At 51.9% G+C, this 15,871-nt stretch carries 13 protein-coding genes; 2 read left to right on the top strand and 11 right to left on the bottom strand.

Annotated elements, in window-relative coordinates; all coding sequences use genetic code 11:
- The first annotated feature begins 10 nt into the window (after positions 1 to 10).
- On the top strand, positions 11 to 1,156 hold the full coding sequence (locus LX24_RS05205; protein WP_166511079.1) for an anti-sigma factor family protein: 1,146 nt from the start codon (positions 11 to 13) through the stop codon (positions 1,154 to 1,156).
- Between the two features lie 25 nt (positions 1,157 to 1,181).
- On the opposite strand, the gene LX24_RS05200 is transcribed toward LX24_RS05205, so the two are convergent.
- The 8 genes from LX24_RS05200 to murA all read right to left on the bottom strand — a co-directional run bounded on the left by LX24_RS05200 (position 1,182) and on the right by murA (position 12,371).
- Positions 1,182 to 1,412 carry a type II toxin-antitoxin system HicA family toxin gene (locus LX24_RS05200; RefSeq protein WP_166511078.1) on the bottom strand — a complete coding sequence of 77 codons (231 nt, stop codon included), beginning with the start codon at positions 1,410 to 1,412 and terminating at the stop codon, positions 1,182 to 1,184.
- Positions 1,405 to 1,623 (bottom strand): type II toxin-antitoxin system HicB family antitoxin, encoded by a 219-nt coding sequence (locus tag LX24_RS05195; RefSeq protein WP_166511077.1) that lies wholly within the window; start codon positions 1,621 to 1,623, stop codon positions 1,405 to 1,407. The genes LX24_RS05200 and LX24_RS05195 overlap by 8 nt, the downstream gene beginning before the upstream one ends.
- Positions 1,624 to 1,739: 116 nt before the next feature.
- Positions 1,740 to 5,855 carry a S8 family serine peptidase gene (locus LX24_RS05190; RefSeq protein WP_166511076.1) on the bottom strand — a complete coding sequence of 1,372 codons (4,116 nt, stop codon included), beginning with the start codon at positions 5,853 to 5,855 and terminating at the stop codon, positions 1,740 to 1,742.
- Positions 5,856 to 6,003: 148 nt separating this feature from the next.
- Entirely contained in the window at positions 6,004 to 7,722 is a 1,719-nt protein-coding gene (locus LX24_RS05185; RefSeq protein WP_166511075.1) for a stalk domain-containing protein, read from the bottom strand.
- A gap of 259 nt (positions 7,723 to 7,981) precedes the next feature.
- Positions 7,982 to 9,034, bottom strand: coding sequence for a rod shape-determining protein (locus LX24_RS05180; RefSeq protein WP_166511074.1), 1,053 nt, complete (start codon positions 9,032 to 9,034; stop codon positions 7,982 to 7,984).
- A gap of 239 nt (positions 9,035 to 9,273) precedes the next feature.
- Complete coding sequence (gene spoIIID, locus LX24_RS05175) at positions 9,274 to 9,534, bottom strand: sporulation transcriptional regulator SpoIIID (RefSeq protein ID WP_166511073.1); 261 nt, start codon at positions 9,532 to 9,534, stop codon at positions 9,274 to 9,276.
- Positions 9,535 to 9,881: 347 nt separating this feature from the next.
- Positions 9,882 to 10,844: a stage II sporulation protein D gene (gene spoIID, locus LX24_RS05170; RefSeq protein ID WP_166511072.1), complete on the bottom strand. Its 963-nt coding sequence runs from the start codon at positions 10,842 to 10,844 to the stop codon at positions 9,882 to 9,884.
- Between the two features lie 276 nt (positions 10,845 to 11,120).
- Positions 11,121 to 12,371, bottom strand: a complete 1,251-nt coding sequence (gene murA, locus LX24_RS05165) for a UDP-N-acetylglucosamine 1-carboxyvinyltransferase (RefSeq protein WP_166511071.1) — start codon at positions 12,369 to 12,371, stop codon at positions 11,121 to 11,123.
- Positions 12,372 to 12,543: 172 nt separating this feature from the next.
- Between murA and LX24_RS05160 the strand changes: the two genes are divergently transcribed.
- Entirely contained in the window at positions 12,544 to 12,942 is a 399-nt protein-coding gene (locus tag LX24_RS05160; RefSeq protein ID WP_166511070.1) for a putative toxin-antitoxin system toxin component, PIN family, read from the top strand.
- A gap of 124 nt (positions 12,943 to 13,066) precedes the next feature.
- Here LX24_RS05160 and LX24_RS05155 read toward each other — a convergent pair whose 3' ends face one another.
- The 3 genes from LX24_RS05155 to atpG form a co-directional block, all read right to left on the bottom strand.
- Positions 13,067 to 13,477, bottom strand: coding sequence for a F0F1 ATP synthase subunit epsilon (locus LX24_RS05155; protein ID WP_166511069.1), 411 nt, complete (start codon positions 13,475 to 13,477; stop codon positions 13,067 to 13,069).
- Between the two features lie 2 nt (positions 13,478 to 13,479).
- Complete coding sequence (gene atpD, locus LX24_RS05150; protein WP_166511068.1) at positions 13,480 to 14,904, bottom strand: F0F1 ATP synthase subunit beta; 1,425 nt, start codon at positions 14,902 to 14,904, stop codon at positions 13,480 to 13,482.
- Between the two features lie 115 nt (positions 14,905 to 15,019).
- A complete protein-coding gene (gene atpG / locus LX24_RS05145) occupies positions 15,020 to 15,868 on the bottom strand; it encodes an ATP synthase F1 subunit gamma (RefSeq protein ID WP_166511067.1) in 849 nt (282 codons plus the stop codon).
- Between the last annotated feature and the right edge of the window lie 3 nt (positions 15,869 to 15,871).

Raw genomic sequence — 15,871 nt, 5'->3', positions numbered from 1 at the left:
GGTGATATATATGCAATGCGACAATCATATAAAGGAAATGATTTCGGCCTGGCTTGACGGCGAATTGGATCAGGCCCAAGCCGAAGCAGTGGAAAGGCACCTGGGCGAATGCACCGCCTGCCGGGAAGACCTGGTAATTTTACAGGAGATTCAGGCAGAATTGCGCGCATGCGCGATGGAAATACCTGCACCCGAGGGGTTTTCTGCTGCGGTGATGAGCCGCATCGCCGAACCGGAAGCAGGTTCACAGAGCTTGACAGCCAGCGGCGGGCACAATAGTAGCAGGGGCAGAGTAGGAAGATGGGCGAGCGCAATGGCCAACTGGAAGCGGGGCATTGCCGCCGCGGCAGCCACTGTCCTTATTGCCTGCGGGAGTTATGCCATGGCCACCTACTCAGGCTTGACCGAGGGAACCCAGCTGGCCGGTATTAACAAAGCCCTGATAGAAAAAACAGAGCCTGGAGATAACGAAACCACCGCACCGGTTCAGGAACCCGGCAATGACACGGAAACTGTTCCCGGCGGTAACAATACCCCCGGTGACCGGGTTGGGGAAGATACCGGCCCTCAAAATAGTAACAGTGAAAATGACCACGATGTGAATACCCCGGATAATCCGTCAACAGGGAACGGGGACAGCGATACACCGCCGGCAAACCAGAATACACCTAACCCGGCCACCGGCACAGAGCAAGATCCTGAGATAGTCGCACTGCTCAGCACGGAAAAACAGAGGCTTATAGAAAGCACCCTGATTAAAACCAGGGTGGAAGAGCCCGAGACGGTCAGGGAGCAGGTAAATTCACTTGCGGGACAGCATAATGCAAACTTGCGCTTGATGGAATCCCGAAACACCGCCGGGGAAAAGTATTTGGCCTATGAGCTTACCGTAGACCAAAGTAACGCCGGCCAATTAATCGCCGGTCTGGAAAGGCTGGGGGCTCTGCAGGTTAAGGATAAAAACAGCAAGGATATCAGCGACCAGTACAATAACCTGGTGGAACAGTATCAATGGCTGGATGCTCAATTAAGGAGCGGCGCCAGTGCTGGAGAACAGGAAAAAACACAACAACGCATGAACGAAATCAAGCAGCAGTTAAAAGACTGGGAAAGCGATACTGGCAAGCATAAAATTGTCATTTGGTTAGAGCAATAAAAGGGAGCGAAATTCGCTCCCTTTTTTACTGTTCTTCACCTGTAAGTTCTTCAATACTCAGGCTGGCTTGTCTCAAAATTGAAGCCAGAGTCCCAGTCGCTAATTCTTTATGAAGCGGCACAATAACGATTCTACTCATCCCGTTACGCACGCCCTTTAATTTTACATGGCTTCCTTTCTGAGCCACTTTAACAAAGCCGAATTGAGATAGCAATTGAACAACTTGAGTACCTGATAGAACTGGTAGCTTAGCCATTGCAAATATTTACCTCAAGGGGTGCAATAATTGGTGTTTGGAAGTTTTCTGGGATTTTCTCATCTTCAAAGTATAATTCTAATGCTTCCTTCAGATTAGTTAAGGCTTCTTCTAATGTCTCACCCTGCGAAGTTACCTCCACTTCAAGGCTCCGGGCCACATACCATTTACCTTCCCTGGCAATGGCAGCAGTGAAACGCCTAATGGCCATCTTTCCAGCCTCCTAAAATTTGTTCTATTGCCTTTAATTATATCACATAATCGCTCGCTACAATAACAATTAAGGGTGGCGTTGCCCTATAGGAGCCGGCACCACCGGAAAGTACACTATTGTGCTTGGGCAGCGGGTCTGTTCAATAATTTTAGCAGCCGGTTCATTACCGCCGCTGTTTCTGCCCGGGTAATGTTTGCCTGCGGTTCAAACTTGTTGCCGGGCCTGCCGGTCAGCAGGCCCGCCCGCCCGGCACTATCCACACTGCTTAGCGCCCAATCGGGTATGCTGACCGCATCATTGTATTGGGGAGCGGGTTTTGTTTCATCCCAGCCCATATTCAAAGCCTGGGCCAACCGGATAAACATAACGGCAGCTTCCGCCCTGGTGAGCAGTGCCCGGGGGCGGAATGTGTCATCTTCATAACCTGTAATCAGTCCCCGGGAACTGGCCAGGTACACCGAGGACCTGGCCCAGCTGGGTATATCGTCATCATCTTTAAAGCCTTGCCGGGGTACGGTATTGTTTTGCCCCCCCAGCAACCGGGCCAGCATCACGGTAAACTCGGCCCTTGATATGGGTTGCCCGGGCCGGAAAGTATCACCGGCATAGCCGGCAATTAATCCCCGTGAAACCAGGCTCAGCACATCGGTCTCGGCCCAGTGCCCGTCCAGGTCTTCAAAGACCTTACCCTGGTTGTTGGGCAGTTTTACACTTATTCCCGTAACTGCGCCACTTGCTTCATCCACAGCCACAAGCTGCACACCGCCCCCGTGGGGGTAATATACCGGGTAATAGAATTCCCCGCCGGTCAACTGTACGGGCTCGGATCTACCGTCGGCATACCAGGCCGTAAGCTTGGTGGCCGGCGTCTTTCCCTTAATTATGGTGAACTCCTCAAAGGGTATGGTGGAGTCAACGGACAGGGACAAATTGCTGTTTTCAACATAGCTGCTGGCCGCTGCCGATACCAGTATCTGCTTGTTATTCTGCCCCCGCAGGGAAACCAGTGCAACCTCTTCCCCGGAACGCAAATCCCCGGCATGTACCGGGTAACCGTTTTTGGTTACTGATGTTTTGGAGCTGATAATATACTCCTTGCCGGATGTGGTGCTTAACCGGCTGTTTTGCCGGTCCCAGGACTCAATAACTTCCTGGCCCTGAAAACCGGTTTCGGCAATATCCACCCTGAATAGCGTGTTGGTGCCGGTATCTATAATTAAACGCACCCACTGGCCCGGCGCCAAAAGTGAAGTGTCCGAGGCCAGGCCCCAGCGGTAGACCTGGGTTTTGGGTGTAAATTTATACTCCCGGTTCACCTGGTTGTTGTCGGTAATATATAGGGTATTCTGGCCTGCAAAAAACACTTTCCCGTATACCCAGGTGGTGTAAACCGTAAGGCCCAGCAGCTGGTTGGTACCCGGGTTGACGGTGCCCATAACCAGGTCGCCTGGTCGCAATGCCTGCATTGATGATTCCCGGTTATTCCGGAGCATTTTAACACCGGGCAGTACCTGGTATTCCCCACCGGAAGTTAATGTAATTTTTCCGCCGTTTACGTCCACCGCTGCAATGCCGCCCACAACAATGTGGCGATCCAGCGCCATGTAATAAACGGTTTGGTCCTGGTCCATTATCAGGCGCACGGGCATTCCGGGCACAATATTTTCCACATCGCTGGACACCGGGGCACCGAAGGGCAGTGCCTCGGGATCACCTTCAACAATGGTGTCATTTAGCATAATGGCGAGATTGGGGTCGATCTTCAGCTTGTCATTATTTAATAGCTCCAGTTCCCGGTTATCAAGATCGAGGCTTTTAATAATCCCTTCCTGCTCGTGGCTTGTGGCTTGTACCCGCCATAACCTTTGGCTGGTGGGATTAACCGAGGCTTCAATACCAGCACCGGGTGGTATGCCCGTTGCTCCGGATAGTTTCATGCCATTGAGTTCAATGGTGTTTTTGGGATGCTCATCAATATAATACCCACCTTCCCGGTATTGTCGATTAATCCTGACCAGCAGCGTGCCCTCCTCTGAGGTGAGCACCTTGATACCCGGTACCTGCAGGTTCCGGCTGACTGCCAGCGCCGCCGGGTTAACGGACGGCCCGGCCAGGTAAAGGTCGGCACCGGGCAGCACAACTCCGGAAACGATTTCTCCGTTCAGGATGGTTTTTAAATTTTCGGGCCTGTCCACAGTAGTTCCATCAGCCAGGGTCAATTTGTCCTGTGCAACACCTGTTACCGTGCTTTGCACGGGTGGCTGCCCGTATACCAGGGCAAAATCCTGTTTCACCATGTTTAAAACCGCAGAGGCATTTGTATCCACGGAGGTACCGTACACTTCAATTTTATACTTACCGGGAGCAGGTTTTTCAATGACCACCTGCTCAACGTTATTTATGTTATCCTGCAGCCCGCGACCGTCGCGGTCATTACCCAGGTATTTTTTACCCCCGGGGCCTGTTACCACCAGATCCAAGTTATTAACCAGTGCAGTTTTGGCCGCCGGGGATGCCGGAGGATCTGTCCAGGCCAGGGTAACCTTAAAAGGTGCCTTGGAGTCTGTCACTTCAAATTCCCAAGCCAGCGTTTCCCCTTCGGCAACGCCCTTTTGCTCATCAACTAGATAGAAAAGGTCTTGTTCCAGAGCCAATATTGTTCCGGTCATGTCCAGCAAACCAAAACCGGTTTTGTAGAGATCACCCTCCAGGGAACGGGCACCGTTGATGAGCACTGCTTTGAACAGAGCCGCCGATGGTTTTTCAATACCGGTGGTATGGCGCTGTAAATACTCGGCCAGCAGGGCGGCCGATCCCCCAGTTACCGCGGTGGCCATACTGGTGCCCTGCATTCTGGTGTAATGGGTTTGACCGGGCCAATTGCTTTCCACCAGGCTGGAGCAAGCAGATATAATTGAAGTTCCCGGAGCCACCAGTTCAGGCTTGATTCTACCGTCACCGGCGGGACCGCTGCTGGAGAAGCCGGCCACCTGGAAGGTGTTGCCCTTGTCATTATCAAATGCCGGCCTGGGACTGCGGGAAGCGCCCACCACCAGCGCGTTTTTACTGTTGGCCTCGGTGGTCAGGGTACCGACATCCGGCCCGAAATTCCCCGCCCCGAATATGGGCAGAAAGTCAACCTGCCCGCGCACAAACCGGTCTATTTGGGCCGAGGTGCTGGTATATCTATTGTTTTTTCTCCCCCAGCCATTAACATGGATGCGCACGCCGGCTTCATAGGCGGGCATAAAAAGCCTTTGCAAATCCAGGGGGGGTGATATATTGCCGTTGGCGTCCACTATACCCTGAAAATATATACTTGCCTCCGGTGCTATGCCCGCGTATTTACCACCGGAAGCCGCGCCGCTGCCGGCAATGGTGCCCGCCATGTGGGTACCGTGACCGATTTTGTCGGCGGGGACACCGGTACCGGCCAGTGAGTTGATCATCAACACCCGGGGTTGTTTACCGGGATCATTGCTTAAATCGGGATGTAAATTACCCATTTTACCGGTGTCCAGGCCGCTGTCGGCCAGCCCGATAATTAAATTTTTACCCGTGAGGCCGCCCGGTGTAATGAAATCCGGTACTGCCAGCGGCGCGGCCCCGGTGATATCCCCGGCCCGGTCATTTAAAAATTCCGGCTGGTGATATTCTTCCACATATAGTACCCGTGGGGATGCGGTTAATTGTTCAAGGTTAGTAACGGGCAGTTTTATCCGCAGGTAAACGTCTGGTGTGGCAGCGCCATCTATAACCGCACCGCCGGACTGTTCCACCAGTTTAACTATGTCCAGTTTATCTTCCCCTTTGACCAGGGTAACCATTAATTCTATTTGTTCGCCGGCCGGCGGGTGTGTTCCACCGGCTGCCTCTCTGTCACCGTTGTTTTTTAATTCTCCAGTTATCTTCTCCTGGGGCTGGTATGTATTGATTTCCTTAACGTATGGCAGTTCCTTTAACCTGTTTATATTTTCAGGTTCAGTGCGCACCAGGATGGCATTACCTTCAAGCCGCCCCATCCAGTCAACCTTTTCAGCCAATTCATCCCTTTCACTGCTTGTCAGCGGGCGGCCCATTTGAATGCTGTATAGTTCCAGTGTTTCATCAACAACCCCACCGGTTTTTTCCGCCTCACCCGAATCCGGGCTCACACCGGATGGCCAGATGATTAGTACAACAGCCACCAGTGACAACGCCAGAAAAACCACTACCCTATTGGAACTCACTAAAAACCCCCTTCCAGACACCAAGGAAATTCTCCATAAGGAGTATATTATGTTGACTTTAGCCATAAATCACTATGTCTGTCATTTTCGACAGACATAGTGTAAAACCTCTTATTTGAAGTAATTAATATTTAACAATATTAACTAATTAAAAGGGAATTACCAATATATTCACAGGTAAATAAGAACCCCCCGGGGGAATGAATTGCAGCACTTTGCGCTCCCCTGGTTCGATAATACCCAGCAGGGCAGCTTCTTCCTTGGTCTTCATGATACCGCTTTCGGGAATATAAAAGGGTTCTCCGTCCCAACTGCCGGCCCCGGCAAAGGTACCTCCCCGGGGGTTCAGCAACAAACCAACTCTGTACCGGGACTCAATGGTAATACTGTAAACCACTCCGTAGTTGCCCACGTTTCTGGTATAAACCACATTTCGGCCACTGGTTAAGTCCTTGCCGTAAAGAAAGGTATCATCCTTTCCGTCGGCGATGATAAGTCTCGAGGGTTGGTTATCAGTTACGCGTACCGTCATGTTGCGGCTGGGCAATTGAAAGGTGCCTCTGGTATGGGTTTCCTCCCGGGGCAGCATAATTAGTTCATCATAATCATTTATGGGATCCTGTTTTCCCACCGCAACAACTGCAAAGGTGACAGGGTTATCCGAATGGACGTCGAAAATGCCATGCACAGTCTGGCCGGGCCTTAATGGATTTTTGGCGTCCTTGTTTAATATAACTTTTTCCCCCGGCTGCAGTTCCAGGGTATACGCCCGGGAGGGGTCAAATCCCAGGAAATTGTAGGCGGCCAAACGGCCTACGCCCATGGGGTCCGCAGGCCCCGCCACGCCATGCCGCTTCACCTGAACCGTAGCGGGTTCGGAACCGTTGTTAATGGCCAGCAAATAAACGCTTTTGTCCTGGTTTGTGCCGTTGGCGTGATGGTATAGAATGCGGTTGTCGCCCACAACCTCGTCTTTGTATAATATACCGTCCCTTTTAAAGGTCTCGGGATTGTCACTAAGTAAGAAGCTCTCTCTGGTCTGGGTAACCACCCGGTTCAGTGTATTGAGGCTCAGCACGGGTATCCCTGAAACATCGATGTTTTTACCCAGCACGGGATTGTGCAAGTAATAGGTCAATTGGTCCATGAGCTCTTCTTCGGTGATTTTTATATTCCGGACAAACGGTTCACTCCATGCACCACGGCTGTCCTTTACCGTGAGGGAAACTTGGTATTCTCCCGGCGCGAAATATGCGTTTTCCCTGCCTTCCCACTTTCTTTCGATAATTTCATCGCCGTCGGGGTCATAGCTGGTGTCTTCATATTCTATAGTTTCGCCCTGGGCATATGTTTCCCGGGACAGCTTGAACATGGCCACAGGAGGCTGGTTGGGTGGCGGTAGTTTTTTGATGCGAATTTCCTTGCTGTTTGTGTTGTAGTCAACTTGATAATTCATGTTCTGAGCCAAAAATCGCAGCGGCACCAGAGTGTTGCCATCCTGTATGATTGTGGTAACATCAAAGGCGCCCGGGGTAGCGCTATGGTAGGCTTTATTGTTACGGGTGTCAATTCGCATTGTATGCCCATCTTCCAGTTTCAGGTTAATAACTCCCGTGTATTGTTCCCACGTGGCCCTTAATCCGAAAATGTCCGAGATTGCCCGCAGGGGCACCAGCGTAACCCCTTCATGAACAGTTGGCGCCACTGGCATTATGTGGGCTTTTTCATCAACGTAGTACTTGGTTTGCCCCAGTGTCATTATCACACTGCCGGCATCCGGGTTGGCCCGGGCCATGCCGGGATAAACCAGGCACAATACGAAAACCATAATAAATACCCGGCTTAACCACTTTTTTACTACAATCACAGCGATACCTCCATAAGGACAATGATATTAAACTGATCAGACTCCTCTTTTGTTTTAGACGAACTAATCAAGTTTTTGTTCCTGCAAATTTTTCCTTTGGTTTAGTTTAAACAAAAAAATTGAGCTGTCCCATCGAACAGCCCGGTATAAACCTTGTTTAATATTTCCTCCATTTTCACCGGCAAGTTTCGGTAAGAATAAAATGTAATACACCAAAGGGATACATACAAACATGTTTGGTGAAAATACATGGTTCACTTTAACCTGCATAGTGGTTTGCCTTCACAGCTTTGCGAAGAGGACTTCTTTTCTGCTGCGGATTAAGCACATGCAGCATAGATAAGGCCCGTCCCGTACCTATAGCCACACAGGACAGGGGATCTTCGGCAATGATCACATTGAGCCCGGTTTCACGGGCAATCAATGTATCGATGTCCTGCAATAAAGCCCCGCCACCGGTGAGGACAATGCCCTTGTCTATGATATCCGAGGCCAGCTCCGGGGGTGTTTCCTCCAGAACTTCTTTAACGGTATTGACTATCAAAGACAGGTTTTCGCTAATGGCATGATATATTTGCCAGCTGTTTACCGTTATTTCCTTGGGAAGACCGTCCAGCAAATTCCGGCCCCTGACCTGCATTTCCACGATTGGCTTGTCTTCGGGGCAGGCGTTGGCAATTTCCACTTTGATTTCTTCCCCGGTACGCTCGCCAATGGCCAGGTTGAATTCCTTGCGTATGTATTTGACAATGGCCTCATCAAATTTATCGCCGCCCACCCTGACGGCGCGGCTGGCGACAATGCCGCCCAGGGAAAGAACGGCCACATCGGTGGTGCCCCCCCCTATATCAACCACCATGGTGCCCCCGGGCTGCGATATGTCCAGCCCGGCCCCCAGGGCTGCAGCCAGCGGCTCTTCAATTACGAAGGATTGCCTGGCACCCGCCTGAATGGTGGCTTCCCTTACGGCCCGCTCCTCCACCCCGGTTACGCCGGAGGGTATGCATACCATGACCCGGGGTTTGAATAATACTTTATTGCCATTGACTCTACCGATAAAATAGCGCAGCATTTTTTCGGTAACGTCATAGTCGGCAATTACACCGTCGCGCAGCGGCCGGATGGCCACTATGTTGCCGGGGGTACGGCCCAGCATACGCCTGGCTTTTGATCCCACCGCTATCACTTTGCCCGAGGATTTGTCTATGGCCACCACCGACGGTTCTTTAAGCACTATACCTTTACCTTTAACGTATACGTATATATTGGCTGTGCCCAGATCAATACCAATATCGGCACCCAAATGGAGCATCTGAACTTGTCCCCTTTCCGAATGACAAACAACAAGCCGCCCGGCATGTTTCACTGCGTAAGGCAGCATCCACCCAGCTTTAATGCAACAATTACCAATTTTGTTTAATTGGCGGGCGTTGCTTTATCGATTATACAGGGCTGCCCAATTTGTTTTGCAGTGAAATCAGCTATTTACTTACACAGACAGCTATTCGTAAGTGTATTTCTACCTGTTGGGACAAATTCCTCCAAGATATGCTAGTTTTGTTCCAAATCCGGCCGGTATTTTTTTCTGGTGGCCTCTCCGCCGCGCAAGTGCCTCTCGGACTTATTATAATCCAGTACCTTTTTTACCTGCTTAGCCAGTTCTTTATTTAATGAGGGAAGCCTTTCGGTCATATCTTTATGCACGGTGCTTTTACTAACGCCAAAAACTTGTGCCGCCTGGCGGACCGTGGCCTGTGTCTCCAGTATGTAGGTACAAATTTCCAGAACCCGCTTTTGGATGTATTCCTGCATTGCTTTACCTCCCCGGGCATTTAGTACATTATATGCAGGAGGAGGTTAGAAATGCTCTTACCGGCGGAACACTTTATATACATGATTGTAAAATTTTTGGAATAATGAAGCGGTGCGGGTTGCCGCCCATCAACCACCGCTTTAACCAGCGCCTGTGTTTTTCCAGCGCGTTTTGCTCCCGTAATCTTTTCCCAAAGGGCCACATAACCTATCCCCCTTTAAAGATTAGTGGTGGATGTAAAGCGGTGCCAGGTTTTCAAAATACTTGACACCGGGGGTTGTTGGACAGTTTTATTATGGCCCGTTGTTTATTTTTCATGCTTCCATTTTTCAGTTAATATTCGCTTTCAGTTATTATTGTTGATATTATTAATCTGAACCCCCGTATAGTAATGATTAATTATCTGTTTGTAATCGTAGCCGTGTTCAGCCAGCCCTTTGGCCCCGTACTGGCACATACCCACACCATGGCCGTAGCCGGTGGTGGCAAAGATAATTTGGCCGTCCCTGTACTGCCAGGTGAAATTCGTGGAGCGCAGGCCCAATTTCTGGCGCATTTCCGAAGCGGTCACATGCCGGTCACCAACCAGTAAAGTCTTGGGCCTACCGGTGGCTGTGCTTTCCACCACCTTGATAAGTTGAGCCTGGCCGGTGGAGACCGGAACCGGTTGCAGATCCACGCCCAGTGCACCGGCCACCTTCTCCAGGGGCAGGGCCACCCGGCGAACCGGTTCGGGATCCGCTTCATAGGGGCAGGCCACTCCCTTCAGGTAGGGCACGGCAAATTTCCACACGTCCTCCGCGTTTTCGGTATGCCCGCCGCAGGCGGCGTGAAACACCGGGTCAATGGGCTGCCCCTGGTGGGTGATAATCTCCCCGGCGGTATCATCCACGGCCATGCGAATTTTATAGTAATACTGGTAATACTTTAACTTCCCCCAGCGTTCCTTCATGGCTTCCCTGGTCAACCAGCCCTGGGCATGGCTGGGGTTGTCGCATGTATCGGCACCCTCGTGGCAACTGTTCACCACCCCGCCGGCCACCATACGTTTGACGACGTAGGTGCGGGCCGCCACGGCCTGGGCCTTTAATGCTTCAGCGGGGAATAACGCGGGCATTTCGGCCGCCACCACCCCCGTCACATAATCCTCCAGCGATATTAGCTCCACGGTGTCTGTATCATGCCTGTACAGTCGTACAATGGTGCCCTCTTCCTGCACCTTGGGCTCGGTCATTCGCTGCACCACCCAGGGCACCCCCAGAGCCAGCAGCAGTGCCAATATCAATGTAATTATAAATATTTTGCGCATGCGCCTTCACCCTTTAGGAAGCAGGGAGACGGTTCTCTTGCTTCCGTAATTATTACCATAGTGGCGATTCATTTGCCCATAAAGACTGCCGCTATACTTTTACCGATATAGAGCAGTATATGAGCTTATATAGGTAATTATTACCTAAAGGGATCCGGGTTAAACTTATTCTGCCGCAGAGGTGGGGGTGCGGGAGACGGGGGAGCACGGGGGCGTTGCTGCTGCCGAGGGAGCACGGGGACGGTTCTTTTGCTTCCCCTTGCTCCCCTTGCTTCCTCATGCCCATATGGCAGCGCCCAGGTTGCGTAATTTGTCCATGAGGTGTTCATAGCCACGCTGGATATGGTGGACGTTGCTCACCTCGGTGACTCCCTCGGCACATAAACCGGCCAGCACCAGGGCCGCTCCGGCCCGGAGGTCGGTGGCCTTGACCGGGGCACCGCTCAAATGAACCGGCCCCTGGATGACTGCGTTACGTCCCACCGTTTTGATCCGGGCCCCCATGCGCCTTAACTCGCTGACGTGCATAAAACGGTTTTCAAAGACCGTTTCGGTGATAATTGCAGTGCCGCGCGCGCGGGTCAAAAGGGCCATCATCTGGGGCTGCATGTCAGTGGGAAATCCGGGGTAAGGCATGGTTTTTACATCCACCGCAGTGTATTCTTGCTGCCCGATAACCCTAAGGCCGTCGTTCTCCTCATATACCGTTACGCCCATTTCCAGCAGCTTGGCCAGCACAGGTTTAACGTGGTTAGCAATGACATTCTCCACCAGGACATTTCCGCCGGTGATGGCCCCGGCCACCAGGTAGGTGCCCGCCTCGATGCGATCCGGTATTACCGTATGGGTTACCCCGTGCAGCTCTTTAACCCCGGTGATTTTAATCACTTTGGTGCCCGCCCCTTTAATTTTGGCCCCCATGGCACAGAGAAAGTTGGCCAGGTCCACCACTTCCGGCTCCTCGGCGGCGTTTTCGATCAGTGTTTGGCCCCGGGCCAGCACGGCGGCCATAATGATGTTTTCGGTGGCCCCCACGCTGGGAAAGTCCAGGTAAATACGGTTGCCCCGGAGTCCACCCTTTTCGGCCCTGGCCCGGATGCTGCCGTAACCGTGTTCTATGCGGGCACCCAGCATTTGCAAGCCTTTAAGATGCAGGTCGACGGGCCGGCTGCCGATGGCGCAACCGCCGGGCAGCGATATGGCCGCCAGGCCCGCGCGGGCCAAAAGCGGCCCCATCACCAAAAATGAGGCCCGCATTTGGCGTACAAATTCATAGGGTGCCTCGGTGCTGGGTTTTTCCGGCGGGTGGATCACCAGGGTTGTACCCTTTCGCTCCACCCGGGCGCCCAGGTGCTGCAACACCAGGCAAATGGTATGAACGTCCGCCAGGCCGGGTATATCCTCCAGGGTACACGGGGATGTGGGCAGCAGGCAGGCCGCGATAATGGGCAGCACGGCGTTTTTCGAGCCACTGACGCGCACTTTGCCGTGTAAAGGCCTGCCGCCCCTGATAAATAACTTTTCCACCGTATCCCTCCGTTGCAGTTGATTGATGTTACCTATTGTTACCAGTTTGCCTGTGGTGCATACCAGCGTTAATTACCAGTTATCCCGTGGGATAGGACATTCAGATTGAACAGCGTAAATAGATATTGCTGGGTAAGAAAAGGCATAATATAATACATGTAAGAATATCTTAATGAGGGTGGTAAGATGGAATGGCCCGGAAGCCGCTGTCATCGAAATGGTTCTGGAATCAAAGTTGGAGCTTTGCCTTTCGGCTCAGATATTAAGCGAATTTTACAGGGTGACTCAATATCCAAAATTCCGTTTTTCCAATGATGAAGTTGATGGTTTTATTGGAAGGCTTTTGCCTGTAATTACCTTTATAACTCCTACTGAAAAAATTGATATCGTTATTGCTGACCCTGACGATAACAAAATAATTGAATGTGCTGTTGCCAGCGGATCGAGTTATATAATTTCAGGCGATAAACATTTATTAAAGTTAGGTGAGTACAAGGGGATAGCTATAATTAAAGCGCCTGATTTTTTGCAATTGATTATAAATGATAAGATTTTGCAGGAAATTCCATAAAATATTTTTTCGAGTAAATGTAGCAAAGGGTTTCTTAACCCACCGGCACAGCAAACATGCCGGGCAAACACAAAAGGAAGCAAGGGAACCGTCCCCCTGCTTCCTTTTAAGTTTGAGTTAAAGTTTAAGCCTGGCCCGCCGCCTTGAGGCGGTTGAGGGCCCTTTTCAGAGCGGCTTCGGCTCGGACCACGTCGATGTCCGAACCGCCGGACGCCAGGCGTTGTTCGGCACGTTCCTTGGCGGCCTGGGCACGCTGAACGTCGATTTGGTCCTCCCGCTCGGCAGCATTGGCCAAAACGGTTACTCTGCTGTTACGCACCTCGGCAAAGCCGCCGCTGACGGCTATTTTTAATGTTTTTCCCTCATGCTGCACACGAACCAGGCCGGTTTTCAGGGAGGTGACCAGCGGGGCGTGCTCGGGTAAGATACCCAATTCACCCTCGGTGCCGGGCAGAACCACGAACCGGATATCCTGGCTGTATGTCTTTTTCTCGGGTGTAACAACTTCCAACCGTTGCAGTTTTTCTTCCGCCATGCTTATGCACCTTCTCCTGCCAGACGTTTGGCCTTGGCTACTGCCTCCTCAATGGTGCCTACCATGTAGAACGCATCCTCAGGCAGCTCATCGTGTTTACCATCCAAGATTTCCTGGAATCCACGGATACTGTCTTTCAGTGATACATACGCACCGGGATAACCTGTAAATGTTTCCGCCACGTGGAAGGGCTGGGAGAGGAAACGCTGCAGCTTCCTGGCCCGGGCCACAATTAATTTGTCATCATCCGATAATTCTTCCATACCAAGGATGGCGATGATGTCCTGCAGCTCTTTGTAACGCTGCAAAACAGATTGCACGCCCCGGGCTGTTTCATAGTGTTCCTGCCCGACGACGTTGGGGTCCAAAATCCTTGATGTGGAGTCCAGCGGGTCCACAGCCGGGTAAATACCAAGCTCGGCAATCTGACGGGACAACACAACGGTGGCGTCCAGGTGAGCAAAGGTTGTTGCCGGCGCGGGGTCAGTCAAGTCGTCAGCGGGCACGTAAACGGCCTGCACCGAGGTAACTGAACCTTGCTTGGTTGAGGTAATCCGCTCCTGCATCTGACCCATCTCAGTGGCCAGCGTGGGCTGGTAACCCACGGCGGAGGGCATCCGGCCCAAGAGAGCCGAAACCTCGGAACCGGCCTGGGTGAAACGGAAAATGTTATCGATGAACAGCAATGTGTCGGCACCCAGTTCATCCCTGAAGAACTCAGCCATGCACAGGCCGGTCAGGGCAACCCGGAGACGCACTCCGGGGGGTTCGTTCATCTGGCCGAACACCATAGTGGTTTTGGGCATAACGCCCGATTCGGTCATTTCATGGTAAAGGTCGTTACCTTCACGGGTACGCTCACCCACACCGGCGAAAACCGAGATACCACCGTGCTGCTTGGCGATGTTGTTGATGAGCTCCATAACGATAACGGTTTTGCCCACACCGGCACCACCGAACATACCGACCTTACCACCCTTGAGGAATGGTACCATCAGGTCGATAACCTTGATACCGGTTTCCAGCTGTTCCGTTGAAGTGGATTGGTCCACCAGCTTGGGAGCCGGGCGGTGAATGGGGTATTCATGATCACTCTTGATTTCACCTTTACCGTCAATGGGATTACCCAGCACGTCCACCATACGTCCAAGCACCGGCTCACCCACGGGCACGCTGATGGGTTTGCCCAGGTCTACCGCTTTCATGCCACGTACCAGGCCGTCCGTGGTGGACATGGCTACGGTACGTACTATGTTGTTGCCCAGGTGCTGGGCAACCTCCAGGGTAAGGTCTATTTTTCTGCCGAATGCATCTTCTTTCTCGCTGGTTATTTTAACAGCGTTATAAATATCAGGTACCTGGCCGGGTGGGAAACGAATGTCCACCACCACGCCAATGACCTGTACTACTTCACCTACGTTAGCCATTAACTATTCCGTACCTCCTTTGCCTTCAATTGTCGGAACATAATCAATTGGAGACATTCATCAGTTGGGGTATTCCCTTTCTCATACCGGCTACCGTACGGAACCCCCGCCCCGCTTACTCAAGAGCGGCAGCGCCGCTGACAATCTCGGTAATTTCCGTGGTAATGGCGGCCTGACGGGCACGGTTCATAGAAAGTGTCAGCCTTTCAATCATGTCCGCAGCATTCTTGGTGGCATTATCCATAGCCGTCATCTGGGCGCTGTAGAAACCGGCGTTGGTTTCCAACAGGGCCTGAAAGATCGAGTTTTGAATATACATGGGCAGTATTTGGCCCATGATGGTTTCCGCATCGGGTTCGAATATATAATTCACTTTCTTTTCGCCGGCCTCACCTTCCGGAGGTTCAACAGGCAAGATCTTCTGTACCACGGGTTTTTGTACCAGCACGTTTACAAACTGGCTGTATATCAAATAAACTTCATCATATTCTTCGGCTGTGTATTTGTCTATGACAAAGTTGGCCACTCTAATGGTCAGGTCAAGGTTGGCATCGCCGATACCGACATATTGCTGTGCAATGTTGTAGCCACGGTTGCGATAGTAATCCCTACCCTTGCGACCAATAGTTATAATATCAGCGTTCTGGTGCTTTTTCATCTCCTGAACGCTCGCTTTGATGACGTTGGCGTTAAAGCCTCCGCACAGGCCGCGGTCCGCAGTCACTATTACATATGCTACCTTTTGCGGCTCGCGTACGGCAAGCAGCGGGTGCTTCATCCCCACGGATGCAGACCCGACCCTGCCCAGCACATCCCGCACCCGCCGTGCGAAGGGCCTGGCAGCCAGCACATTCTCCTGGGCACGCCGCATTTTGGCCGCGGCCACCGCCTTCATGGCCTTGGTAATTTTCTGGGTGCTGCTGATACTCTTAATACGACGCCGCAGGTCGCGCAAACTAGCCATCTA

This window comes from Desulfallas thermosapovorans DSM 6562, assembly GCF_008124625.1.
GTDB lineage: Bacteria > Bacillota > Desulfotomaculia > Desulfotomaculales > Desulfallaceae > Sporotomaculum > Sporotomaculum thermosapovorans.
Note: the sequence above shows the minus strand (reverse complement) of the source record. Positions and strands in the feature narration are given on the sequence as shown.